This window comes from Pseudomonas sp. TR47 (genome assembly GCF_044143025.1).
GTDB lineage: Bacteria > Pseudomonadota > Gammaproteobacteria > Pseudomonadales > Pseudomonadaceae > Aquipseudomonas > Aquipseudomonas putida_E.
The window spans coordinates 42,829-65,313 of sequence record NZ_JBHFCS010000026.1 but is presented as its reverse complement, the minus strand read 5'-3'; the positions used below and the strand labels follow the sequence as shown (position 1 = coordinate 65,313).

General features: G+C 63.1%; 22 protein-coding genes and 1 other RNA gene. 15 read left to right on the top strand and 8 right to left on the bottom strand.

The genetic code is table 11. The annotated features are described in order from the left end of the window. Window positions 1-67: 67 nt before the first annotated feature. Window positions 68-718 (top strand): gamma-glutamylcyclotransferase, encoded by a 651-nt coding sequence (locus ACEWE8_RS22415; RefSeq protein ID WP_046788192.1) that lies wholly within the window; start codon window positions 68-70, stop codon window positions 716-718. A 70-nt stretch (window positions 719-788) separates the two neighbouring features. Here ACEWE8_RS22415 and ACEWE8_RS22410 read toward each other — a convergent pair whose 3' ends face one another. Further along, window positions 789-1,766, bottom strand: a complete 978-nt coding sequence (locus ACEWE8_RS22410) for an NADPH:quinone oxidoreductase family protein (RefSeq protein ID WP_046788193.1) — start codon at window positions 1,764-1,766, stop codon at window positions 789-791. Between the two features lie 156 nt (window positions 1,767-1,922). Between ACEWE8_RS22410 and ACEWE8_RS22405 the strand changes: the two genes are divergently transcribed. Further along, on the top strand, window positions 1,923-2,327 hold the full coding sequence (locus ACEWE8_RS22405; RefSeq protein WP_046788194.1) for a flagellar basal body-associated protein FliL: 405 nt from the start codon (window positions 1,923-1,925) through the stop codon (window positions 2,325-2,327). A gap of 33 nt (window positions 2,328-2,360) precedes the next feature. Here the strand turns inward: ACEWE8_RS22405 and ACEWE8_RS22400 are convergent, their stop codons facing one another. Beyond that, entirely contained in the window at window positions 2,361-2,813 is a 453-nt protein-coding gene (locus ACEWE8_RS22400) for an EVE domain-containing protein (RefSeq protein ID WP_046788195.1), read from the bottom strand. 177 nt (window positions 2,814-2,990) lie between these two features. Here ACEWE8_RS22400 and ACEWE8_RS22395 point away from each other — a divergent pair, with 177 nt between their 5' ends. Further along, window positions 2,991-3,140 carry a hypothetical protein gene (locus tag ACEWE8_RS22395; RefSeq protein ID WP_189339981.1) on the top strand — a complete coding sequence of 50 codons (150 nt, stop codon included), beginning with the start codon at window positions 2,991-2,993 and terminating at the stop codon, window positions 3,138-3,140. 19 nt (window positions 3,141-3,159) lie between these two features. On the opposite strand, the gene ACEWE8_RS22390 is transcribed toward ACEWE8_RS22395, so the two are convergent. The 4 genes from ACEWE8_RS22390 to ACEWE8_RS22375 all read right to left on the bottom strand — a co-directional run bounded on the left by ACEWE8_RS22390 (window position 3,160) and on the right by ACEWE8_RS22375 (window position 4,536). Next, on the bottom strand, window positions 3,160-3,768 hold the full coding sequence (locus ACEWE8_RS22390) for a 5-formyltetrahydrofolate cyclo-ligase (RefSeq protein WP_046788196.1): 609 nt from the start codon (window positions 3,766-3,768) through the stop codon (window positions 3,160-3,162). 71 nt (window positions 3,769-3,839) lie between these two features. Beyond that, window positions 3,840-4,019: non-coding RNA, 6S RNA (ssrS, locus tag ACEWE8_RS22385), on the bottom strand. A gap of 17 nt (window positions 4,020-4,036) precedes the next feature. Further along, window positions 4,037-4,357, bottom strand: a complete 321-nt coding sequence (locus ACEWE8_RS22380; RefSeq protein ID WP_012316783.1) for a cell division protein ZapA — start codon at window positions 4,355-4,357, stop codon at window positions 4,037-4,039. Further along, window positions 4,354-4,536 carry a TIGR02449 family protein gene (locus ACEWE8_RS22375; protein WP_039603542.1) on the bottom strand — a complete coding sequence of 61 codons (183 nt, stop codon included), beginning with the start codon at window positions 4,534-4,536 and terminating at the stop codon, window positions 4,354-4,356. The genes ACEWE8_RS22380 and ACEWE8_RS22375 overlap by 4 nt, the downstream gene beginning before the upstream one ends. 182 nt (window positions 4,537-4,718) lie before the next feature. Between ACEWE8_RS22375 and ACEWE8_RS22370 the strand changes: the two genes are divergently transcribed. The 10 genes from ACEWE8_RS22370 to gcvP all read left to right on the top strand — a co-directional run bounded on the left by ACEWE8_RS22370 (window position 4,719) and on the right by gcvP (window position 17,044). Then, entirely contained in the window at window positions 4,719-5,273 is a 555-nt protein-coding gene (locus tag ACEWE8_RS22370) for a YecA family protein (protein WP_012316781.1), read from the top strand. Window positions 5,274-5,295: 22 nt separating this feature from the next. Next, window positions 5,296-6,630 carry a Xaa-Pro aminopeptidase gene (gene pepP, locus ACEWE8_RS22365; protein WP_046788197.1) on the top strand — a complete coding sequence of 445 codons (1,335 nt, stop codon included), beginning with the start codon at window positions 5,296-5,298 and terminating at the stop codon, window positions 6,628-6,630. Continuing rightward, window positions 6,627-7,826, top strand: coding sequence for a 2-octaprenyl-6-methoxyphenyl hydroxylase (gene ubiH / locus ACEWE8_RS22360; RefSeq protein ID WP_046788198.1), 1,200 nt, complete (start codon window positions 6,627-6,629; stop codon window positions 7,824-7,826). The genes pepP and ubiH overlap by 4 nt, the downstream gene beginning before the upstream one ends. Then, a complete protein-coding gene (locus ACEWE8_RS22355) occupies window positions 7,823-8,305 on the top strand; it encodes a DUF4442 domain-containing protein (protein ID WP_046788199.1) in 483 nt (160 codons plus the stop codon). The genes ubiH and ACEWE8_RS22355 overlap by 4 nt, the downstream gene beginning before the upstream one ends. Before the next feature lie 9 nt (window positions 8,306-8,314). Continuing rightward, complete coding sequence (locus ACEWE8_RS22350) at window positions 8,315-9,532, top strand: 2-octaprenyl-3-methyl-6-methoxy-1,4-benzoquinol hydroxylase (RefSeq protein ID WP_174142001.1); 1,218 nt, start codon at window positions 8,315-8,317, stop codon at window positions 9,530-9,532. Between the two features lie 155 nt (window positions 9,533-9,687). Next, window positions 9,688-10,689 (top strand): extracellular solute-binding protein, encoded by a 1,002-nt coding sequence (locus ACEWE8_RS22345; RefSeq protein ID WP_012316776.1) that lies wholly within the window; start codon window positions 9,688-9,690, stop codon window positions 10,687-10,689. 90 nt (window positions 10,690-10,779) lie between these two features. Next, window positions 10,780-12,402, top strand: coding sequence for an iron ABC transporter permease (locus ACEWE8_RS22340; protein WP_046788201.1), 1,623 nt, complete (start codon window positions 10,780-10,782; stop codon window positions 12,400-12,402). A 123-nt stretch (window positions 12,403-12,525) separates the two neighbouring features. Next, window positions 12,526-13,608 (top strand): glycine cleavage system aminomethyltransferase GcvT, encoded by a 1,083-nt coding sequence (gene gcvT, locus ACEWE8_RS22335; RefSeq protein ID WP_046788202.1) that lies wholly within the window; start codon window positions 12,526-12,528, stop codon window positions 13,606-13,608. A 47-nt stretch (window positions 13,609-13,655) separates the two neighbouring features. Then, entirely contained in the window at window positions 13,656-14,039 is a 384-nt protein-coding gene (gene gcvH / locus ACEWE8_RS22330) for a glycine cleavage system protein GcvH (RefSeq protein WP_046788203.1), read from the top strand. Window positions 14,040-14,170: 131 nt separating this feature from the next. Beyond that, window positions 14,171-17,044: an aminomethyl-transferring glycine dehydrogenase gene (gcvP, locus tag ACEWE8_RS22325; protein WP_046788204.1), complete on the top strand. Its 2,874-nt coding sequence runs from the start codon at window positions 14,171-14,173 to the stop codon at window positions 17,042-17,044. Window positions 17,045-17,079: 35 nt separating this feature from the next. Here the strand turns inward: gcvP and ACEWE8_RS22320 are convergent, their stop codons facing one another. Next, the gene (locus ACEWE8_RS22320) at window positions 17,080-17,394 is read right to left on the bottom strand and encodes a DUF2388 domain-containing protein (RefSeq protein ID WP_046788205.1); all 315 of its coding nucleotides are present in this window, start codon (window positions 17,392-17,394) and stop codon (window positions 17,080-17,082) included. Window positions 17,395-17,483: 89 nt separating this feature from the next. After that, complete coding sequence (locus tag ACEWE8_RS22315) at window positions 17,484-19,169, bottom strand: GspE/PulE family protein (RefSeq protein ID WP_046788206.1); 1,686 nt, start codon at window positions 19,167-19,169, stop codon at window positions 17,484-17,486. A gap of 340 nt (window positions 19,170-19,509) precedes the next feature. On the opposite strand from ACEWE8_RS22315, the gene gabD reads away from it, so the two are divergent. Further along, window positions 19,510-20,952: an NADP-dependent succinate-semialdehyde dehydrogenase gene (gene gabD, locus ACEWE8_RS22310; RefSeq protein WP_046788207.1), complete on the top strand. Its 1,443-nt coding sequence runs from the start codon at window positions 19,510-19,512 to the stop codon at window positions 20,950-20,952. Window positions 20,953-21,130: 178 nt separating this feature from the next. Then, on the top strand, window positions 21,131-22,408 hold the full coding sequence (gene gabT, locus ACEWE8_RS22305; RefSeq protein WP_012316754.1) for a 4-aminobutyrate--2-oxoglutarate transaminase: 1,278 nt from the start codon (window positions 21,131-21,133) through the stop codon (window positions 22,406-22,408). The last annotated feature ends 77 nt before the right edge of the window (window positions 22,409-22,485 follow it).

Here is a 22,485-nt window from a genome sequence, read left to right as displayed (position 1 = left end):
GCGCAAGCCCCGCCCTGCAGGGCCTTTCGCTATATCAGTAGTTCACAGGGAATAATGGCGGCAGCTTATGTCGGCACTTGAAAGTTTATCCTGGAAAAGCGCTTATCCTCCGGCACTCGACTTCGGCCAGCAACTGACCCGCGAACAATTGATCAACTCGATGCATACGACCATGTCGCGCCATGACGGTGGCCCGGTCTGGTTGTTCGCCTATGGTTCGTTGATATGGCGCCCGGAGTGCAGTTCGGTAGAGCGCCAGCGTGCACGCGTGCATGGCTATCACCGTGGCCTTTACCTGTGGTCGCACGAGCATCGTGGTACGCCGGAAACGCCAGGCCTGGTATTCGGCCTCGACCGCGGCGGTTCGTGCAGCGGTTTTGCCTACCGCCTCGATGAAAGCAACCTCGACGACTCGCTGATGGCCTTGTGGCAAAGAGAGATGCCGTACCCGGCGTACCGGCCGCACTGGCTCAGCTGCCGGCTGGGTGATGGCAGCAAGGTGCAGGCCTTGGGCTTTGTACTTGAGCGGCACCTGCCGTGCTACGCCGGCAATCTGCCTGATACGCTGCTTAGCCAGATTCTTGCCAGTGCCAAAGGGCGCTATGGCACCACGCGTGAGTATGTCGAGCAGACGTTGAACGCATTGCGCAGCCACCAGATGCCCGATCGCAACCTCGAAGCGCGGTTCCGGCGCTGCCACAACCTGCGGGAGGTCTGATTGGGCTGTGCAGGGCTCTTCGCGCGTTTATCGGCGAAGAGCTCTGCAGCGGCAGCGTATCTTTCAATGATTAGCTGGCCAGCAGCACCAGCTTACCCACCGCTTTCCTTTGGCCCAACTGCTCGATCGCCGCGCCCGCCTCGGCCAGTGGGTAAGTCTTCGATACCAGCGGCTTCAGTTTGCCCTCGGCATGCCAGGCAAACAGCTGGTTGAAGTTGGCCGCATTGTCCTGCGGCTGACGCTGGGCAAAAGCCCCCCAGAATACCCCCAGCACCGCTGCGCCCTTGAGCAGTACCAGGTTCGCCGCCATCTGTGGAATCGTCCCGCTGGCAAAGCCGACCACCAGCAGCCGCCCGTTCCACGCCAGCCCGCGCACGGCCTGGTCGAACAGTTCACCGCCGACCGGGTCGTAGATCACATCTACCCCTTGGCCGCCGGTCAGGCGCTTGATTTCCTCCTTGAGGCTGGCCTGGCTGTAGTCGATCAACTCGTCCGCCCCTGCAGCCTTGGCCACGGCCAGTTTCTCTGCGCTGCTGGCGGCTGCGATCACCTTGGCGCCCATGGCTTTGCCGATCTCCACGGCCGCCAGGCCGACGCCACCGGACGCACCCAGCACCAGCAAAGTTTCTCCTGGCTGCAACTGGCCGCGCTGCTTGAGCGCATGCATCGAGGTGCCATAGGTCATGCCAAAGGCAGCAGCGGTGGTGAAGTCCATGCTTTCGGGGATGGGCAGCACGTTGTAGAACGGCACGGCCACCTGTTCGGCGAACGCCCCCCAGCCGGTAAGGGCCATCACCCGGTCCCCGACCTGGAAGGCACCGGCGCGCTCGCCGACAGCGGCAACGACACCCGCCGCCTCGCCACCGGGAGAGAACGGTAGCGGTGGCTGGAACTGGTATTTGCCTTCGATGATCAGGGTATCTGGGAAGTTGACCCCAGCCGCATGCACCTCGAGCAGAATCTCGTTTTTCTTCGGTACCGGGCTGGCCACCTCTTCCAGAACCAGGTTGCGTGCCGGCCCCAAGGTTTTACACAACACAGCTTTCATCGGGCTATTCCTTTGCGGGTAGTGGCCGATAAGTGTAGGAGGGCGGCCTGCCGGGTCAACGAGCATGGCCCGCCCTGATGAGGCTGCATAAGCCCGGGCTTGGGTTTGGGCCGCATGCTGGGTAAGCTGGCGCCAATTGTTTTGAGGAGTGAATTCGTGAAAGCGTGGATCTTGATGGTGCTGGCCCTGATGCTGCCAGCGGCGGCCCTGGCCGAAGAAGCCAAGGAAGGAGCCCCCAAGGTCTCCTATATCAGCCTGAGCCCGCCCTTTGTAGGCAACTACGCCCTCGACGGTGGCCCCAGGTTGCGCGTATTCAAAGCTGATGTGGCCCTGCGTGTGACTGGCGACGAGGCAGCCAAGGCGGTCAAGCACCACGAGCCGCTGATTCGCAACCAGCTGGTGGCGCTGTTCACCCAGCAAGGTGTGGATAACTTGAGCAACGTCGACGCCAAGGAAAAACTGCGCCAAGAGGCGCTCAAGCAGGTACAGCAGGTGATGGAAGCAGAAGAAGGCAAGCCGATTGTCGAGGATCTGCTGTTCAATAACCTGATTGTGCAGTGATCGAGACTCAGGCCGGCCTCTTCGCGGGACCGGTCATTTGCTTAGCGCAATGATCGCCGCCCACTGCTCTTCGGTCACCGGCATCACCGACAGCCGAGTGCCTTTTTGCACCAGCGGCAACTCCTCCAGCGCGCTTTGTTGCTTGAGCAAGCCCAGCCCCAGCACCTGCCTGAACGTCTTCACGTGCGCCACATCTACCGCGCTCCAGGGGTTCTTCTCGGCAGTGGCTTTGGCGTCGTAGTAATGGCTCTGAGGGTCCAGCGCAGTTGGGTCCGGGTAGGCCGCTGCAGTGATCCGGGCGATCCCGGCAATGCCCGGTTGAGGGCAACTGGAGTGGTAGAAGAAAAACTCATCGCCTACGTTCATGGCGCGCAGAAAATTGCGCGCCTGATAGTTGCGCACGCCATCCCAGCGGGCCTCACCCAGGCGGCCCAGGCCTTCGATCGAAAGCTCATCGGGCTCGGATTTCATCAGCCAGTAGGCCATGGATACTGCTCCTGAAAAGGTTTGAAATAACCTGTTGCACGAAACCGACAGCCGGTTGGCGTCAACGTTTGCGTGTCGACGCAGGTTGTCGGAAAATGCGCCGATTTTAACGCTATATGCTCCGGCGGCACCAAGAAGGTCGCCGAGCCAGAACGTATGCCTAGGGGGCATTCTTCGATGAATCAACGCAAACCGGACCTGCTCTGGGTCCTGGTCTTCATCTTTGGTCTGGGTGTGGTTACCACTGGTTATGCTCAGGGTATCTGGGAGCGCAAGCTCGATAGCGCGTACCAGGCACCGGTCGAAGCCGGTCAGCAGCAGCGCTGATCTTCCCCGCTGGCGCCTGTTATTTAGGCGCCAGGTACCAGTCACGGTCCGAGACCGTGCCCTGCAGTGGTACATCCCAACTGGCCTGCGCCAGTCGTTCGACCTTCTGGCATTCATGGGCCAGCCCCAGCAGCAGGGGTTTTTTCCATGTTTTGCGTCGCGCCTGGTAGGCCAGGCTGCGATCATAGAAGCCACCGCCCATGCCTAGCCGCCCGCCGGCTTCATCGAAGCCCACCAGTGGCAGCAGAATCAGGTCCAGCGACCAGATCGGGCGCTGGCGCTTGCGGTCAGTCAGTGGCTCTGGAATACGGAAACGGTTGCGCTTGAGCTTTTCCCCTTGCTCGAACCGCTGGAACACCATGCGCGTACGCGGCCATGCGTGCAGTACCGGCAGGTAGGTACGTTTGCCACGGCGTTGCGCCTCGCGCAGTAGCAACTGCGGGTCGATTTCACCGTCGTTGGGCAGGTACAGGGCAATGTGCCGTGCGCGGCGGAACAGCGGGTTTTGCGCCAGCTGCCGATACAGCCCAAGGGAGGCTTGGCGTTGCTGGGCTGGCGTGAGTGCGCGGCGGGCATTGCGAAGCAGGCGACGAAGCTGGGGGCGGGTGAGCGGCGCGGTGTCGGTCATGGCACGGGCGTTCCCAGGTGTCGAAGCTAAAAGCGAGAACTGCCCGCCGGGGTGGGCGGGCAGTCGAAATCAGGCTCCCCGATAAGACCGCTATCGGTGTAGCCCTTGAACCCGAAAGTTCAAGGTGGAGATTGCAGGGGGCGTTAAGGCTTTCCGTCGGGCGGACATGCACACCGGCCCCAGCGTGCAACCCCCGTGGTTGTGCGTATCGGCTCAGGGACATAACCGACTGGCGCATCCCCCAGGGAGTGGCGCCAGTATACCAACCTCAGCCGATTTTGGTATCCGTGTCGTCGGACAAAGCCTTGTCGACGCGATCGAGCAGGTCGCGGACCTGTTCGCGGGTGGCGCTGCCAGCGGGGGCGTCGGTGCGGTCTTCCTGGCGGTGGAGCATCTCGTGGGTGATGTTCAATGCGGCCATGACCGCGATCCGATCAGCACCGATCACCTTGCCGCTGCTGCGGATCTCGCGCATCTTGCCGTCCAGGTAGCGTGCGGCGCTGACCAGGTTGTTGCGTTCTTCCGGCGGGCAGATGATCGAGTATTCCTTGTCCAGGATCTGCACGGTGACGCTATTGCTTGAACTCATGAGTCATGCTCCAGGGCCTTGAGGCGTAAGATCATCGACTCGACCTTGCGCTTGGCGATCTCGTTCTTTTCGATGAGGTGGGCGCGCTCTTCGCGCCAGGATTTTTCCTGAGCTACTAGGAGTGCATTTTGCCGTTTAAGTTGCTCGACGCGCTCGATCAGCGACTCGAACCGGCTCATCAATGCTTGCAGGTCGTTCTCTTGCGTGGGTTGCACTCGATTCGCTCCGTCATTGAATCACCCGTCGATGATGCCTCTCCCTGAGCGGTGACGGCCAGTGCCGATGGTCTTGGCGCGCCTGCCGGTGCTAGGATACAAGGCCTTCATTCTAGTCAAATGCGCCGTCTGGCGCCTAGCCGCCCATGCCTAATACCCAATCGCCCTACACCGCATTCGCCGCACTGCTCTCGAGCAACGGCCACCCTGTCTCCCCCGCCGAGCTGCACGGCCTGCTGATCGGCCGCAGTTGCGCCGGCGCCGGCTTCGAGGCCGATGCCTGGCTGGCCGACGCTGCCGGGGTGCTGGAAAACGAACCTGAAGACAATGTGCGCGCTGCACTGATCGGCCTGCAAGAGATGGTCAAGGCCGAGCTGACCGGCGAGGACATTGCGATCGTTCTGCTGCTGCCAAGCGACGAAACCCCGCTGACCGAGCGTGCCACGGCGCTGGGCCAGTGGTGCCAGGGCTTCATCGCCGGCTTCGGGCTCAACGCTGGCGGCAAGGACCTGTCCACCGATGCCAAGGAAGTGCTCCAGGACCTGGTTGCCATTTCCCAGGTCCAGGAAGCGCTGGAAGAATCCGAGGACGGCGAAAGCGATTACATGGAAGTCATGGAGTATCTGCGCGTTGCGCCGCTGCTGCTGTACACAGAGCTGGCCGCGCCGGCCGCGCCTGCGCCAAAACCTTCGCTGCACTGATCAACCGGGGGTAGTCCTGCCCATGAGCCACATACCCAAGGCCGAATATGCCCGTCGGCGCAAGGCGCTGATGGCGCAGATGGTCCCCAACAGCATTGCCATCCTGCCGGCTGCCGCAGTCGCCATTCGCAACCGCGATGTCGAGCACGTCTACCGCCAGGACAGCGATTTCCAGTACCTGAGCGGCTTCCCGGAGCCGGAGGCGGTGATCGCGCTGATCCCGGGGCGCGAGCATGGCGAGTACGTGCTGTTCTGCCGCGAGCGTAACCCTGAGCGCGAGCTGTGGGACGGCCTGCGTGCCGGCCAGGAAGGTGCCATCCGCGACTTTGGCGCGGACGATGCCTTCCCGATCACCGACATCGACGAGATCCTGCCGGGCCTCATCGAAGGTCGCGAACGGGTCTACAGCGCCATGGGCAGCAACCCCGAGTTCGACCGTCGGCTGATGGACTGGATCAACGTGATCCGCTCCAAGGCGCGCCTTGGCGCCCAGCCACCGAACGAGTTCGTTGCCCTGGATCATCTGCTGCACGACATGCGTCTGTATAAATCGGCGGCGGAAGTGAAAGTGATGCGCGCCGCTGCAGAAATTTCCGCACGCGCCCATGTGCGGGCCATGCAGGCCTGCCGGGCAGGGCTGCACGAGTACAGCCTGGAAGCCGAGCTGGACTACGAATTCCGTAAAGGCGGGGCAAGAATGCCAGCCTACGGGTCGATCGTCGCTGCCGGCCGCAATGGCTGTATCCTGCACTATCAGGAGAACAATGCCGCGCTCAAGGACGGTGACCTGGTGCTGATCGACGCCGGTTGCGAAATCGATTGCTATGCCAGCGACATCACCCGCACTTTCCCGGTCAGCGGGCGGTTTTCGCCTGAGCAAAAGGCCATCTATGAACTGGTGCTCAAGGCCCAGGCCGCCGCTTTCGCCGAGATTGCCCCAGGCAAGCACTGGAACCACGCCCATGAAGCGACCGTGCGGGTGATCACCGAGGGCCTGGTGGAGCTGGGCCTGCTCAAGGGCAAGGTGCAGGCACTGATCGAAAGTGAAGCGTATCGGGCCTTCTACATGCACCGTGCCGGGCACTGGCTGGGCATGGACGTGCACGATGTGGGCGAATACAAGGTCGGCGGCCAGTGGCGGGTGCTGGAGCCTGGCATGGCGCTGACCGTCGAACCGGGTATCTACATTGCCGCCGACAATCAGCAGGTCGCGAAGAAATGGCGCGGCATCGGCGTAAGGATCGAGGACGACGTGGTGGTGACCAGGCAAGGCTGTGAAATTCTGACTTCGGGCGTGCCCAGGACGGTCGCCGAGATCGAGGCGCTTATGCAGGCGGCCCGTAAGGACGCGGCATGAACCGAGTCAACCTGGCGATCATTGGTGGCGGCCTGGTCGGTGCCAGCCTTGCGCTGGCCCTGCAGGCTGGGGCCAAGGCGCGTGGCTGGAAGATCCTGCTGATCGAGCCATTCGCCCCGGGCGACAGCTTCCAGCCCAGCTATGATGCGCGCTCCTCAGCGCTTTCGTTCGGTACCCGGCAGATCTACCAGCACCTGGGCGTGTGGCAGGGCATCAGCCCTCGTGCCGAGCCGATCCGGCAGATCCAGGTCTCGGACCGTGGGCGCTTTGGCTCCACCCGCCTCGATGCGCTGGAGGAGGGCGTGCCAGCGTTGGGCTACGTGGTCGAGAACGCCTGGCTTGGTCAGTGCCTTTGGCAAGGGCTGGACAGCGAGGTGGTGAGCTGGCGCTGCCCGGCCGAAGTGAAGGCGATGCAGGCCGTCGCCGGTGGTTATCGCTTGCAGCTGGACGATGACACCGCCCTTGAGTGCGACCTGGCAGTGCTGGCCGACGGTGGCCGCTCCGGGTTGCGCGAGCAACTGGGCATCCATGTGCGCCGCACGCCCTACGAGCAGAGCGCCCTGATCGCCAACATTACCCCGGGCGAGTCCCATCGCGGGCAAGCCTTCGAGCGCTTTACCGAGCAAGGCCCCATGGCATTGCTGCCGCTGCCCGAGAACCGCTGTGCGTTGGTCTGGACCCGTCAGGGTATGGACGCCAAGCGCTTGGCCGAGATCGACGAACGCAGCTTCCTGCGCGAGCTGCAGGATGTATTCGGCTATCGCCTCGGCGCCCTGCGCCAGGTCGGCGCACGGCATCTGTACCCGCTGGCACTGGTCGAAGCCCAAGAGCAGGTGCGCCCGCATCTGGTGGTACTGGGCAATGCCGCGCACAGCCTGCACCCCATTGCCGGGCAGGGTTTCAACCTGTCGCTGCGCGATGTGCAGTCGCTGGCCGATGCGCTGCAGGCCGGCCCGCAGCAGCCAGGCGATCTGGCGACCCTGCAGGCGTACCATCAACGCCAGCAACTCGACCAGGCCATGACCATCGGTTTCTCCGACCAGGTTACCCGCCTGTTCGGCAGTAATCAGCCGTTGCTGGCCGCCGGGCGCAACATCGGCTTGCTTGGGCTCGACTTGCTGCCGCCGGCCAAAAGCTGGTTCGCCCGCCAAGCCATGGGCCTGGGCACCCGCCCTGATCCGCGGGGGCAGGCATGAGCAACCCGCGCAAGCTGGCGCGCCGGGCGCGCATGTTGCGCTGGCTGCTGAACCTTTACCCACCGTACCTGGGCGCCGGTATCCGCATTCAGCACATCAGCCCGGACATGCGCAGTGTCAGGGTGCGCATGAAGCTGAACCGCTGGAACCGCAACTACGTCGGTACCCAGTTTGGCGGTAGCCTGTATTCGATGGTCGACCCGTTCTACATGCTATTGCTGATCGAACTGCTGGGCCGTGAGTACATCGTCTGGGACAAGGCAGCCAGCATTGACTTCATCGCACCGGGCAAAGGCCCGGTGTATGCCGATTTCCACATCGAAGACGCACTGCTGGACGAGATCCGCCAGCAGACCGCCAGCGGCAAGAAATACCTGCCACGTTTGCAGGTCGATGTCCGCGACGGTGCCGGCGAGCTGGTGGCGCGGGTCGATAAAACCCTATACGTGCGGCTCAAGCCGCAAGCGAGGCAGGCGTAAGGCATGGAAATGCGCGCAGATCTGTTGATTGTCGGTGCCGGTATGGTCGGCAGCGCCTTGGCCTTGGCGTTGCGCCACAGTGGCCTGGAGATACTCCTGCTCGACGGTGGTTCGCTGACGGTGAAGCCGTTTGACGGTGATGCGCCGTTCGAGGCGCGGGTCAGCGCCCTCTCGGCGGCCAGCCAGCGCATCCTCGAGCGTTTGGGCGCCTGGGAAGAAATCGCCAAACGGCGTGTTTCGCCCTACTCGGACATGCATGTCTGGGACGGCAGCGGCACTGGGCAGATTCACTTCTCCGCCGCCAGCGTGCACGCGCAGGTGCTTGGCCATATCGTCGAAAACCGGGTGGTGCAGGATGGCCTGCTGGAGCGCCTGCATGACAGCGATATCGGCCTGCTGCCCAACGCCCGCCTGGAGCAGATGCGCCGCTCTGGCGATGAGTGGCTGCTGACCCTGGCCGATGGCCGCCGCCTGCGGGCACCGCTGGTGGTGGCTGCCGACGGTGCCAATTCGGCGGTGCGGCGCCTGGCCGGCTGCCAGACCCGTGAGTGGGATTACCTGCACCACGCTATCGTCACCAGTGTACGCTGCAGTGCTGCACACCAGGCTACCGCCTGGCAGCGCTTCACCGACGAAGGGCCGCTGGCCTTCCTGCCCTTGTCGCGAGACGGCCAGCAGGGCTGGTGCTCGATCGTGTGGTCGACCACGCCGGAGCAGGCCGAGCAGCTCATGGCGCTGGATGATCAAGCTTTCCTCAAGGCCCTGGAGCGTGGATTCGAGGGGCGACTGGGCCAAGTGCTGCATGCCGACCCTCGGGTCTGCGTACCGTTGCGCCAGCGCCACGCCAAGCGGTACGTGGACGAGGGGCTGGCATTGATCGGCGATGCCGCGCACACCATTCATCCGTTGGCGGGGCAGGGCGTGAACCTGGGCTTTCTCGATGCAGCGGTGCTGGCTGAGGTGTTGGTGAACGCCTGCGAGCGGGGTGAACGGCTGGCGGATGTGAAAGTGCTCAGCCGCTATGAGCGCCGACGCATGCCGCACAACCTGGCATTGATGGCGGCGATGGAGGGCTTCGAGCGGCTGTTCCAGGCCAACCCGCTGCCGTTGCGCTGGTTGCGTAACAGCGGTCTGAAGCTGGTGCAGCAGATGCCGGAGGCCAAGGCGCTGTTCGTGCGCCAGGCGTTGGGGCTTTCCGGGGACTTGCCGGAATTGGCCAGACCTTGAGATTGTTGGGCCGCTTTGCGGCCCTTTCGCGACACGAGGCCGCTCCTGCAGGCGTTCGCGTGCTCTTGCAACATCTGGTAACGGCTGGGTAGGTGAGCCGGAAAATGGGATTCACTACCATTTGCGCCTCTCATACGATTCGAGGAGTGCATCCCATGTTGCCACGCAAGCCCCTACTGGCCGCCCTGGCCCTGACGCTGTTCGGTGGCACCGCCCAGGCGGCGGACGAAGTAGTGGTGTACTCCTCGCGCATCGACGAGCTGATCAAGCCGGTGTTCGACGCCTACACCGCCGAGACCGGCGTCAAGATCAAGTTCATCACCGACAAGGAAGCCCCGCTGATGCAGCGCATCAAGGCCGAGGGCGAGAACGGGGTGGCCGACCTGCTGCTGACCGTCGATGCCGGTAACCTGTGGCAGGCCGAGCAGATGGGCATCCTGCAGCCTATCAAGTCGGCCATCATCGACCAGAACATCCCTGCTCAATACCGCGCCTCGTCCCATGACTGGACTGGCCTGAGCCTGCGCGCGCGGACCATCATCTACTCCACCGAGCGGGTCAAACCCGCAGAGCTGAGCACCTACGAGGCACTGGCCGACAAGCAGTGGGAAGGGCGTCTGTGCCTGCGCACGGCAAAGAAGGTCTACAACCAGTCGCTGACCGCCACGCTGATCGAGAACCATGGCGAGGCCAAGACCGAACAGATCGTCAAAGGCTGGGTCAACAACCTGTCTACCGACGTGTTCTCCGATGACAACTCGGTAATCCAGGCCATCGAGGCCGGCCAGTGCGATGTGGGGGTGGTGAACACTTACTACTACGGCCGCCTGCACAAGCAGAACCCGAACTTGCCGGTGAAGATCTTCTGGCCTAACCAGGGCGACCGAGGCGTGCACGTCAACCTGTCCGGCATCGGCCTGACCAAGCACGCACCGCATCCGGAGGCGGCCAAGAAGCTGGTGGAGTGGATGACCGGTGAGCAGGCGCAGAAGCTGTTCGCCGACATCAACCAGGAGTTCCCGGCCAACCCGAAGGTCAAGCCATCGGACGAGGTCGCGGCATGGGGCAGCTTCAAGGCTGACAGCATCCCGGTCGAGGTGGCAGGCAAACGCCAGGCCGAGGCCATTCGCTTGATGGATCGGGCTGGCTGGAACTAAGCACCAGGCTTTATCCTGCAGGGGCCCACAAGGGCCCCTTCGCGTGGCAAGCCCGCTCAGCGGTTGCCATCTGCCACAGAGACAGTTGCCTTGCCCCACGCTCCCCAACGCCGCTGGTACCTCCCGGTCATCCTGACCGCCGCCCTCGTGCTCTTGCCCTTGAGCGTCCTGCTGCTGTCCTGGCAGTCGATCGACGTGCAGATCTGGTCGCACTTGCTCGACACCCAGATGAGCCGCCTGCTCGGCAACACATTCACCTTGGTGGCGGGTGTAGGCGTAGGCGTCACCGTGCTCGGCGTGAGCCTGGCCTGGCTCACCAGCCTTTGCGAGTTCCCCGGCAGGCGCTGGCTGGACTGGGCACTGATGCTGCCGTTTGCCATCCCCGCCTATGTCCTGGCGTTCGTCTTCGTCGGCCTGCTGGATTTCGCCGGCCCGGTGCAAAGCGCCTTGCGTGAAGTGTTCGGGCCCATGCGCCTGCCGCGGGTGCGCTCCACCGGCGGGGTGATTGTGGTGCTGGTGCTGGTGTTCTACCCCTATGTGTACCTGCTCGCGCGCACGGCATTCCTGGCCCAGGGCAAGGGGCTGATGGAAGCGGCGCGGGTGTTGGGCCTTTCGCCGCTGCAAGCTTTCTGGCGGGTTGCCCTGCCCATGGCGCGGCCGGCCATCGGCGCAGGCATAGCGCTGGCCCTGATGGAGACCTTGGCAGATTTCGGTGCGGTGGCTGTGTTCAATTTCGACACGTTCACCACCGCCATTTACAAGACCTGGTACGGCTTCTTCAGCCTGTCCAGCGCGGCTCAGCTGGCCAGCCTGCTATTGCTGGCGGTAATGCTGGTGCTTTATGGCGAGCGCCGCGCCCGTGGCGCCTCGCGCAGCTCAAACGAACGCCCGCGGGGTCAGGCCCTCTATCACCTGCGCGGTCTGAAAGCACTGCTGGCCAGTGGCTGGTGCCTGCTGGTATTCGCCTGTGCCTTCGTCATCCCGCTGCTGCAGTTGCTGGTATGGTTCTGGCAGCGTGGGCGGCATGACCTGGACGAGCGCTATGTTGGCCTGGTGCTGCACACCTTGTACCTGGGTGCCATGGCAGCCTTGATCACGGTGAGCGTCGCACTGCTGCTGGCATTTGCCCGGCGTCAGGCGCCGACCGGCGGCATCCGTGCCGGGGTCGGCCTGGCCAACCTGGGCTACGCCTTGCCCGGCTCGGTGCTGGCGGTGTCGATCATGCTGGCCTTCAGTTACCTGGACAACCACCTGGTGATCCCTCTGTCGAGCTGGCTGGGTGGGGCAGGCAAGCCATTGCTGCTGGGCAGCCTGGCGGCATTGCTGGTGGCCTATCTGGTACGTTTCATCGCCGTGGCCTATGGGCCACTGGAAGGCAGCCTGGAGCGCATCCGCCCGTCGTTGCCCGAGGTTTCACGGAGCCTGGGTGTCGGAGGGGCGAGATTGTTTTTCAAAGTGTATATGCCGCTGCTGGTCCCCGGTGCCCTCAGCGCCGCACTGCTGGTCTTCGTCGATGTGCTCAAGGAAATGCCCGCGACCTTGCTGATGCGGCCCTTCGGCTGGGATACCCTCGCCGTACGGGTGTTCGAGATGACCAGTGAAGGCGAGTGGGCGCGTGCCTCACTGCCCGCCTTGACCTTGGTGCTGGTTGGCCTGCTGCCGGTCATCGGCCTGATTCGTCGTTCAGCCAGGCGCCCCGGTCACAGTCACTGAGGGTGCCAGCCCGCGCCCTTGCGGCTACAATGCGCGGCATTCGCGCGACGGGTCCTACAAGAAGAGCTGACAACCAAACGTCATCGACCGCCGCCGCTTCGCCACGCCCGGAAGGAGAAACCCATGGGACAGCGCACGCTTTTGTACGACTTGCACCTGGCGCTAGGCGCCAAGACAGTCGATTTCGGTGGCTGGGACATGCCGCTGCACTACGGCTCGCAAGTTGAAGAGCACCATCAGGTGCGCAGTGACTGTGGGGTGTTCGATGTTTCCCACATGACCGTGATCGACATCGATGGCACCGATGCCACCGTCTGGCTGCAGCGCTTGCTGGCCAACGACGTTGCCCGCCTTGGGGGTGTCGGCAAGGCGCTGTACAGCCCGTTGCTCAACGAACAGGGCGCAATTATCGATGACCTGATCGTCTACCGCACGGAAAATGGCTACCGGCTGATCACCAATGCCGCTACCCGCGCCAATGTACTGGCGTGGCTGGAGGCCCACAGTACCGGCTTCTCGGTCGGTTTCAAGGTGCGCCCCGACCTGGCCATTCTCGCCATCCAGGGCCCCCAGGCCCGCGAGAAAGTCGCAGCCTTGCTCAGCGCTTCGCGCGCTGCGCTTATCCGTGAGCTGCGCCCGTTCGAAGGGCTTGGCGAGGGCGACTGGTTCATTGCCCGCACCGGTTACACCGGTGAGGACGGGTTGGAAATCATCCTGCCGGGCCATGAGGCCGTGGCCTTTTTCAACGACCTGGTCGGCGCTGGCATCGCCCCCAGTGGCCTTGGCGCCCGCGACACCTTGCGCCTGGAGGCCGGCATGAACCTGTACGGCCAGGATATCGACGAAGACCACACCCCGCTTACCTCCAACCTGGGCTGGAGCATTGCCTGGGAGCCGGCCGAGCGTGATTTCATCGGCCGCGCTGGCCTGCTGGCGGAAATCGAGCGCGGCGTGCAGGACAAGCTGGTCGGCCTGGTGCTGGAGGAACGCGGTGTTTTGCGCGCCCATCAGGTGGTTCGCGTTGCCGGCATTGGCGAAGGGGAGATCACCAGTGGTAGTTTCTCTCCTACGCTGAGCAAATCCATTGCCCTGGCGCGCGTGCCCATGGCCACCGGCGATCGTGCCGAGGTCGAAATTCGCGGCAAGTGGTACCCGGTGCGGGTGGTCAAACCGACCTTCGTGCGTCACGGCAAGATTCTGATCTGAACAATCAACGGCGGGCCGACCGCTGACCCAATCGAGGAATACAAGACATGAGCAATATCCCCGCCGATCTGCGTTTTGCCGAAAGCCACGAGTGGGCGCGCCTGGAAGCCGACGGTACTGTGACCGTGGGCATCAGCGACCACGCTCAAGAGGCCCTGGGTGATGTGGTGTTCGTGGAACTGGCAGAGGTTGGCAAAGTATTCGCTGCTGGCGATGCTGCTGGCGTGGTCGAGTCGGTCAAGGCCGCTTCGGATATCTATGCCCCGGTGGGTGGCGAAGTGATCGCGGTCAACGAAGACCTGGCCGACAGCCCGGAGCTGCTCAACGAAGAGCCTTACGGCGCCTGGATCTTCAAGCTCAAGCCAAGCGACAAGGCCGAACTGGACAAGCTGCTGGACGCTGCCGGTTACAAAGCCGCTATCGGCGAGTGAGCCTTCTGGCCTCATCGCCGGCTTGCCGGCGATGAGGCCGGTACTGGCGAAGCAAGTTTTCCCGCAGTATCGGCAATCCTTCCTAGACTTATAAGTCTCCACGAGGCCTGGTCTAGGAAGAGAGCGTCGTCATGTCCCAGTCGCCATCCCTGCATCAACTGCAAGAGCTCAACCCATTCCTGCGTCGCCACCTGGGGCCAGATGCCTCCGAGCAGCAGGCCATGCTCAACGCCCTGGGCTTGAGTAGCCGCAGCGAGCTGATCGAACAGACCGTCCCGCCGGATATCCGCTTCAACCGCGCCCTCGACCTGCCCCCCGCCCTGGATGAACAGGCTGCCTTGGCCAAGCTCGCCGGTTATGCCGAGCAGAACCAGGTGTGGACCAGCCTGATCGGCATGGGGTACCACGGCACCGTCACGCCAACCGTCATCCTGCGCAACGTGCTGGAGAACCCCGGCTGGTACACCGCCTATACGCCTTACCAGCCAGAAATCGCCCAAGGCCGGCTGGAAGCGCTGCTCAACTTTCAGCAAATGGTCATCGACCTGAGCGGCCTGGCCCTGGCCAATGCCTCACTGCTCGATGAAGCCACCGCCGCAGCCGAAGCCATGGCCTTGGCCAAACGCGTGGCGCGCAACAAGAGCAATGCCTTCTTTGCCGATGAACACTGTCACCCGCAGACACTGTCCGTGTTGCGAACCCGGGCTGAAGGTTTTGGTTTCGAACTGATCGTCGACGCTGTGGATAACCTTGCCCAGCACCAGGTATTCGGCGCTTTGCTGCAGTACCCGGATACTCATGGGGAAGTGCGTGACCTGCGCCCGCTGATTGACCAGTTGCACGGCCAGCATGCCTTGGCATGCGTGGCGGCAGACCTGTTGAGCCTGGTGCTACTCACGCCGCCGGGCGAGCTTGGCGCAGACGTGGTGCTTGGCTCGACCCAGCGCTTTGGCGTGCCGATGGGCTATGGCGGCCCGCATGCGGCCTATTTCGCCTGCCGCGAAGACTACAAGCGGGCGATGCCGGGGCGCATCATCGGTGTGTCGCGTGATGCCCGTGGCAATACCGCACTGCGAATGGCCCTGCAGACCCGCGAGCAACACATCCGCCGCGAAAAAGCCAACTCCAACATCTGCACCGCCCAGGTACTGCTGGCCAACATCGCCGGCTTCTATGCGGTGTACCACGGCCCTGAAGGCTTGCAGCGCATTGCACAGCGCGTGCACCGGCTGACCGTCGTGCTCGCCGCGGGCCTTGAGGCCAAGGGCATCAAACGCCTTAACCCGCATTTCTTCGACACACTTACCCTGGATGTCGGCGGTGCCCAGGCGGCCATCATCGAAAGTGCGCAAGCGGCGTGCATCAACTTGCGCATTCTGGGCCGCGGCCATCTGGGTGTGAGCCTGGACGAAACGTGCAGCGAAGAAACCGTGCTTCGGCTGTTCGACATTTTTCTTGGCGTGGATCATGGCCTTGAGGTCACCGCGCTTGACCAGCAGGTTCTGACAGGGGGTATTCCGGCCGCCCTGGAACGGCGCACGCCGTTCCTCTCCCACCCGGTGTTCAACCTGCATCACAGCGAAACGCAGATGCTGCGCTACCTCAAGCAGCTGGAAAACAAGGACCTGGCGCTGAACCAATCGATGATCCCGCTGGGTTCCTGCACCATGAAGCTCAACGCCACCAGCGAAATGATCCCCATTACCTGGCCCGGATTCGCTCTGCTTCATCCCTTTGCGCCCGATGCTCAGGTTGCGGGCTACACAGCGATGATCGACGAGCTGGAGCGCTGGCTGTGCGCTATTACCGGTTTTGATGCGATCTGCATGCAACCCAACTCGGGTGCCCAGGGCGAATACGCCGGGCTGATGGCAATCACCCGTTACCACCGCAGCCGTCATCAGCCCCAGCGCACGCTGTGCCTGATCCCTTCGTCGGCCCACGGCACCAACCCTGCTTCGGCGCAGATGGCTGGTATGGAAGTGGTGATCGTCGACTGCGATGACGACGGCAACGTTGACCTCGACGACCTCAAGGCCAAGGCCAAGGCTGCAGGCGAGCGGCTGTCCTGCCTGATGGTTACCTACCCGTCGACACATGGTGTGTATGAGGAGGGCATCCGGGAAATATGTGAGGTGGTGCACCAGCACGGCGGCCAGGTCTACATGGACGGCGCCAACCTCAACGCCCAGGTCGGTCTCACGCGGCCGGCTGACATTGGCGCCGATGTCTCGCACATGAACCTGCACAAGACCTTCTGCATCCCGCACGGTGGCGGCGGCCCTGGCATGGGGCCGATTGGCATCCGTGCACACCTCAAGCCGTTCGTCGCCAGTCATCCGGTGGTGCCGGTGCCGGGCCTGGACCCGAACAACAGCGCGGTCAGCGCCGCGCCTTGGGGCAGTGCGAGCATCCTGCCGATCAGCTGGATGTACATCGCCATGATGGGGCCGCAACTGGCCGATGCGAGCGAAGTGGCCATCCTGTCGGCCAACTACCTGGCCAGCCAGCTGGGTGGGGCTTTCCCGGTGCTGTACAGAGGCCGAAACCAGCGGGTGGCGCACGAGTGCATTCTTGATCTGCGGCCGCTCAAGGCAATTACCGGGATAACTGAAGAGGATGTGGCCAAGCGCCTGATGGACTATGGCTTCCATGCCCCGACCATGTCATTCCCGGTGCCCGGGACCTTGATGGTCGAACCGACAGAGAGCGAGTCGAAAGCCGAGCTGGACCGGTTCGTCGAGGCCATGCTGGCGATCCGTGCGGAGATCGGTGAGGTGCAGCAGGGTAACTGGCCAGCGGAAGACAACCCGCTCAAACATGCGCCACATACCCTGGCCGATGTGCTGGCGCCGTGGAGCCGGCCTTACAGCCTTGAGCAGGCTGTAGCCCCCAGCGCTCACGTGCGCCAGCACAAGTACTGGCCAGCGGTGAACCGGGTCGACAATGTGTATGGGGACAGGAACCTGTTCTGTGCGTGCGTACCGGTGGAGGCGTATCGCTGAGTTGAAGTTGGGGCTGCACAGCAGCCCCAGGGGGCTTACTCGGCTACCGCATTCCTGGCCAGGATGGCATTGGCCAGTTCCATGTCGCTGGCTTGCATGCCTGGGTTCTCAGCCCGCACCTGGCGCATTGCCGCCTCCAGGAACGGCCCACGAATAGCACCTTCACTGGCAACGAAGCTGCCGGCGTCATCCTGCGCCGCGACGACCAGCTTGTGGTCCCTGGAGGTCAGGTAAGTCGATGCCGTGGTCGCGCCGGAAGAAATCACGTTGCGCCAGAAGGTATCGGCCATGGCGGAACCAATGGGCAGCGAAAGCAGGGCAGCGGCTGCGATGGCGGTTGGGAGACGCATGATGAAACACCTCGAAGGGTGAGGGCTGATGGAGCCCGATTTGATTGAGCCTGAGGGGTGTAAGTTCCCAGAAAACAAGGGTTTTTTGCTTATGCGCAGACCCGCAGCACTTCCTCTTGGCAGGTCAGCCCACGGGCCACCTTTGCCTCCCCGCAGCGTTTCAGGTCCAGCAACCCTTCGCTCAATGCCTGTCGCTGCAAGCTGGCAAGGTCCGCCCCTGCGCCTATCCGGGCGCGCAGGCTTTCACTTGGGACCAGCAGCTCGAACACGCCCGTTCGGCCATGAAAGCCGGTGCCCCGGCACAGCAGGCAAGGCTGGCCGCTGGCCGATGATGCGCAGCCCTGACAGTCACGGCACAGCAAGCGCACCAGGCGCTGCGCCATCACCCCGCTCAGGGAGGCCTTGATCAGGTAATCGGGCACGCCCAGTTCCAGCAGGCGGGTGATGGCGCCACAGCTGTCGTTGGTGTGCAGGGTCGAGAGCACCAGGTGCCCGGTAAGGGCAGCTTGCACGGCTACCAGCGCCGTCTCGCGATCGCGGATCTCGCCGATCATGATGATGTCAGGGTCTTGGCGCAGCAGCGCGCGTACGCCGTTGGCGAAGCTGAGGTCCAGTGCCGGCTGCACCTGTAATTGATTGAAAGCCGGCTCCAGGCGTTCGATCGGGTCTTCGATGGTGCACAGGTTGACCTCGGGCGTGGCCAGCCACTTGAGGCTCGCGTACAGCGTGCTGGTCTTGCCTGAACCGGTAGGGCCGGTGACCAAAAGAATGCCATGACGGCGCTGCAGCAGGGCCTGCCACTGCTGCAGTTGTTCACCTTCCAGGCCCAGGCGGTCGAAGTCTTCCTGTAGCTGTTGTGGGTCGAACAAGCGCAGTACCAGCTTTTCGCCAAAGGGGGTGGGCAGCGTAGACAGGCGCAATTCCACTTCGCGGCCACCTGGCAGGCTGCTCTTCACACGGCCATCCTGCGGCCGGCGTTTTTCCGCGACATCCATGCGGCCCAAGTGCTTCAGGCGGCTGACGACGGCCAGGGTCACGCTGGCCGGAAAGGCGTAGACCGTATGCAGGAGGCCGTCTATGCGATAGCGCAACCGGCCCTGCTCGCGGCGTGGCTCAAGATGGATGTCACTGGCGCGCTGTTCGACAGCGTACTGCAGCAGCCAGTCGACGATGTGCACGATATGCGCGTCGTCTGCCGTGGCGTTGCCCTGGCGCTTGTCCTGCTCCAGTAATTGCTCGAGCTCACCGAGGCTTGCTGACTGCTGATGCTGGGCACCTTGCACCGAGTGGGCGAGGCGAAACAGCGACTGGCCCACCTGGCGCAACTGCAGGGGGCTGGCGAGCACGCGGCGGATCGGCTTGCCCAGGCTGCGGGCCAGATCGGTTTGCCAGTCACACTGGTAAGGCTGCGCGCTGGCCACGGTGATGCCCAGGCTGTCGCTGGCCAGGATGAGTATGCCGTGGCGATGGGCGAATGCTGGCGATATCAGCCCGTTGACCTGCGACAGGTCGAGTTGCAGTGGGTCGATGCGCTGGTAAGGCTGGCCGACTTTTCTGGCGAGCCATTGGCACAGGCAGTCCAGATGCAGCCGCTGGCCGGGGTGCTGGCGGTCTTCGAGGCCCAGGGCCGCTATGGTTTCGAGCGGATGGCGAAGTGGCTGTGAGGTGGCATGTTCGAGTACCTGCCTGGCGTCGTTGGCGCTCAGGCGCTGGTCGGCTTGCAGCGTGTCCAGCACGCGCTTGATGTCGAGGGATCGATCGTCGGGGTTGTGCATGGCGGCGTCCGTGCCAAGTGATGAGTTCCTCATGAAGGCTAGCCAGTGGGGCTGGTTCGAGCGTAAGCGAAAGGTTTCGGGATCTTGCCGGGCTGGTAGTAGTCTGTTTCACGGTGAGGGGTGTCGGTTGGTCCTCCCCTCACATTTGCCTGCGCGCAGTCGTCTACCCTGTAGGGGTTCCTGCCGGCAGCTTTCGGATAGGCTGTGCAACCATTCGTTCTTTTTTTCGAACAGCCTATTGTCCTATACCCCAGCAGCCGCTTAGCATTCGTTTGAGATTTCAAACGCTCGATGCCCTGCCTTGGGCGCTTTTCAACAATCAACAATTCGGGAAGCCGACATGCAGCTCAAAGACGCTCAGTTGTTCCGCCAGCAAGCCTTCATCAACGGTGAGTGGCTGGATGCGGACAGCGGCCAGACCATCAATGTGACCAACCCGGCCACAGGTGAAGTCATCGGTACCGTGCCGAAGATGGGCTCTGCGGAAACCCGCCGCGCCATCGAAGCTGCCGACAAGGCCCTGCCGGCCTGGCGTGCACTGACCGCCAAAGAGCGCTCGAACAAGCTGCGTCGCTGGTTCGAACTGATGATCGAGAACCAGGACGACCTGGCTCGCCTGATGACCACTGAACAAGGCAAGCCACTGGCCGAAGCCAAGGGCGAAATCGCCTACGCAGCCTCGTTCATCGAGTGGTTCGCCGAAGAAGCCAAGCGCGTTTACGGTGATACCATCCCGGGCCACCAGCCTGACAAGCGCCTGATCGTCATCAAGCAGCCGATCGGCGTTACCGCGGCCATCACCCCGTGGAACTTCCCGGCGGCGATGATCACCCGTAAAGCCGGCCCGGCCCTGGCCGCTGGCTGCACCATGGTGCTCAAGCCTGCTTCGCAAACCCCGTACTCTGCCCTGGCCCTGGTCGAGCTGGCTACCCGTGCCGGCATCCCGGCTGGCGTGCTGAGCGTGGTGACCGGCAGCGCTGGCGAAGTTGGCGGCGAGCTGACCGGCAACTCCCTGGTGCGCAAACTGTCCTTCACCGGCTCGACCGAAATCGGTCGCCAGTTGATGGAAGAATGTGCCAAGGACATCAAGAAGGTTTCCCTGGAGCTGGGTGGCAACGCCCCGTTCATCGTGTTCGACGATGCCGACCTGGACAAGGCGGTAGAAGGCGCGATCATCTCCAAGTACCGCAACAACGGCCAGACCTGCGTTTGCGCCAACCGTATCTATGTGCAGGACGGCGTCTACGATGCCTTCGCCGAGAAGCTCAAAGCTGCTGTGGCCAAACTGAAGATCGGTAACGGCCTGGAAGACGGCACCACCACTGGCCCGCTGATCGACGGCAAGGCCGTCGCCAAGGTTCAGGAACACATCGAGGACGCCGTCTCCAAAGGCGCCAAGGTGCTGTCCGGTGGCAAGCTGATCGAAGGCAACTTCTTCGAGCCGACCATCCTGGTCGACGTGCCGAAGACCGCTGCCGTCGCCAAGGAAGAGACCTTCGGCCCGCTGGCGCCGCTGTTCCGCTTCAAGGACGAGGCTGAAGTCATCGCCATGTCCAACGACACCGAGTTCGGCCTGGCCTCGTACTTCTATGCCCGCGACATGAGCCGTGTGTTCCGTGTTGCCGAGGCGCTGGAATACGGCATGGTGGGTATCAACACCGGCCTGATCTCCAACGAAGTCGCGCCGTTTGGCGGCATCAAGGCTTCGGGCCTGGGCCGTGAAGGTTCCAAGTACGGCATCGAGGACTACCTCGAAATCAAGTACCTGTGCATCAGCGTCTGATGCGCTGAAGGCTTTACCTCTGCCAGCGGGGCGCGAGAGCGACGTCTCGCTGGCTTTTTTGACATCGCAGCACCTGGTGGCCAGGGCGTTCACGGCAGTCGATCAACGAATACTGTTCGCGAACACTCCCAGCCACCCCCGAATAAAAGCGCCGCTGATCGGCGCAAATGAGGGCATTATGAGCAAGACCAACGAATCCTTGATGCAACGTCGTGTAGCCGCCGTCCCACGTGGCGTAGGCCAGATTCACCCGATCTTCGTCGAAAGCGCGAAGAACTCGACCGTGATCGACGTTGAAGGCCGCGAACTGATCGACTTCGCCGGCGGCATCGCAGTTCTGAACACCGGCCACTTGCACCCGAAAGTGGTTGCCGCTGTTCAAGAGCAGCTGACCAAAGTCAGCCACACCTGCTTCCAGGTACTGGCTTACGAGCCTTACGTAGAGCTGTGCGAGAAGATCAACAAGCTGGTCCCAGGTGACTTCGACAAGAAGACCCTGCTGGTTTCCACCGGCTCCGAAGCCGTTGAGAACGCCGTGAAAATCGCCCGTGCCGCCACTGGCCGTGCTGGCGTGATCGCCTTCACCGGCGGCTACCACGGCCGCACCATGATGACCCTGGGCCTGACCGGCAAGGTTGTGCCGTACTCCGCAGGCATGGGCCTGATGCCTGGCGGTATCTTCCGCGCCCTGTTCCCGAGCGAACTGCACGGTGTCAGCGTTGACGACGCCATCGCTTCGGTCGAGCGTATCTTCAAGAACGACGCCGAGCCGCGCGACATCGCCGCGATCATCCTCGAGCCGGTACAGGGCGAAGGTGGCTTCCTGCCAGCGCCTAAAGAGCTGATGAAGCGCCTGCGCGCCCTGTGCGACCAGCACGGCATTCTGCTGATCGCCGACGAAGTACAGACTGGCGCTGGCCGTACCGGCACCTTCTTCGCCATGGAACAGATGGGCGTCGCGCCGGACCTGACCACCTTCGCCAAATCCATTGCTGGCGGCTTCCCGCTGGCCGGTGTTTGCGGCAAGGCCGAGATCATGGACGCCATCGCTCCGGGCGGCCTGGGCGGTACTTACGCCGGTTCGCCGATCGCCTGTGCCGCGGCTCTGGCCGTCATCCAGGTGTTCGAAGAAGAGAAGCTGCTGGACCGCAGCAAGGCAGTAGGTGAGCACCTGACCGCTGGCCTGCGCAAGATCCAGGAAAAGCACCCGATCATTGGCGACGTCCGTGGTCTGGGCTCGATGATCGCTGTGGAAGTCTTCGAAAAAGGCACCCACACCCCGAACGCCGCTGCGGTCGCCCAAGTGGTTGCCAAAGCCCGTGACAAGGGTCTGATCCTGCTGTCTTGCGGTACCTACGGCAACGTTCTGCGTATCCTGGTTCCGCTGACCGCCGAAGATGAGCTGCTCGACAAGGGCCTGGCCATCATCGAAGAGTGCTTCGCTGAACTGGCCTGATGTGACACGCTTCATGAAAAAACCCGCTTAGGCGGGTTTTTTTTGTGCCTATTAAAGGCCCTTGGCGCTATGGTTGT

Bases quoted from the DNA above. Each gene is read 5' to 3' on its own strand.
- gabT (WP_012316754.1), top strand. From the start codon at position 21,131: ATGAGCAAGACCAACGAATCCTTGATGCAACGTCGTGTAGCCGCCGTC.
- ACEWE8_RS22375 (WP_039603542.1), bottom strand. From the start codon at position 4,536: ATGAGCCGGTTCGAGTCGCTGATCGAGCGCGTCGAGCAACTTAAACGG.
- ACEWE8_RS22400 (WP_046788195.1), bottom strand. From the start codon at position 2,813: ATGGCCTACTGGCTGATGAAATCCGAGCCCGATGAGCTTTCGATCGAA.
- ubiH (WP_046788198.1), top strand. From the start codon at position 6,627: ATGAACCGAGTCAACCTGGCGATCATTGGTGGCGGCCTGGTCGGTGCC.
- ACEWE8_RS22320 (WP_046788205.1), bottom strand. From the start codon at position 17,394: ATGCGTCTCCCAACCGCCATCGCAGCCGCTGCCCTGCTTTCGCTGCCC.
- ACEWE8_RS22410 (WP_046788193.1), bottom strand. From the start codon at position 1,766: ATGAAAGCTGTGTTGTGTAAAACCTTGGGGCCGGCACGCAACCTGGTT.
- gcvT (WP_046788202.1), top strand. From the start codon at position 12,526: ATGGGACAGCGCACGCTTTTGTACGACTTGCACCTGGCGCTAGGCGCC.
- ACEWE8_RS22380 (WP_012316783.1), bottom strand. From the start codon at position 4,357: ATGAGTTCAAGCAATAGCGTCACCGTGCAGATCCTGGACAAGGAATAC.
- gcvH (WP_046788203.1), top strand. From the start codon at position 13,656: ATGAGCAATATCCCCGCCGATCTGCGTTTTGCCGAAAGCCACGAGTGG.
- ACEWE8_RS22350 (WP_174142001.1), top strand. From the start codon at position 8,315: ATGCGCGCAGATCTGTTGATTGTCGGTGCCGGTATGGTCGGCAGCGCC.
- ACEWE8_RS22390 (WP_046788196.1), bottom strand. From the start codon at position 3,768: ATGACCGACACCGCGCCGCTCACCCGCCCCCAGCTTCGTCGCCTGCTT.
- ACEWE8_RS22415 (WP_046788192.1), top strand. From the start codon at position 68: ATGTCGGCACTTGAAAGTTTATCCTGGAAAAGCGCTTATCCTCCGGCA.
- ACEWE8_RS22370 (WP_012316781.1), top strand. From the start codon at position 4,719: ATGCCTAATACCCAATCGCCCTACACCGCATTCGCCGCACTGCTCTCG.
- ACEWE8_RS22315 (WP_046788206.1), bottom strand. From the start codon at position 19,169: ATGCACAACCCCGACGATCGATCCCTCGACATCAAGCGCGTGCTGGAC.
- gcvP (WP_046788204.1), top strand. From the start codon at position 14,171: ATGTCCCAGTCGCCATCCCTGCATCAACTGCAAGAGCTCAACCCATTC.
- pepP (WP_046788197.1), top strand. From the start codon at position 5,296: ATGAGCCACATACCCAAGGCCGAATATGCCCGTCGGCGCAAGGCGCTG.
- ACEWE8_RS22355 (WP_046788199.1), top strand. From the start codon at position 7,823: ATGAGCAACCCGCGCAAGCTGGCGCGCCGGGCGCGCATGTTGCGCTGG.
- ACEWE8_RS22345 (WP_012316776.1), top strand. From the start codon at position 9,688: ATGTTGCCACGCAAGCCCCTACTGGCCGCCCTGGCCCTGACGCTGTTC.
- ACEWE8_RS22395 (WP_189339981.1), top strand. From the start codon at position 2,991: ATGAATCAACGCAAACCGGACCTGCTCTGGGTCCTGGTCTTCATCTTT.
- gabD (WP_046788207.1), top strand. From the start codon at position 19,510: ATGCAGCTCAAAGACGCTCAGTTGTTCCGCCAGCAAGCCTTCATCAAC.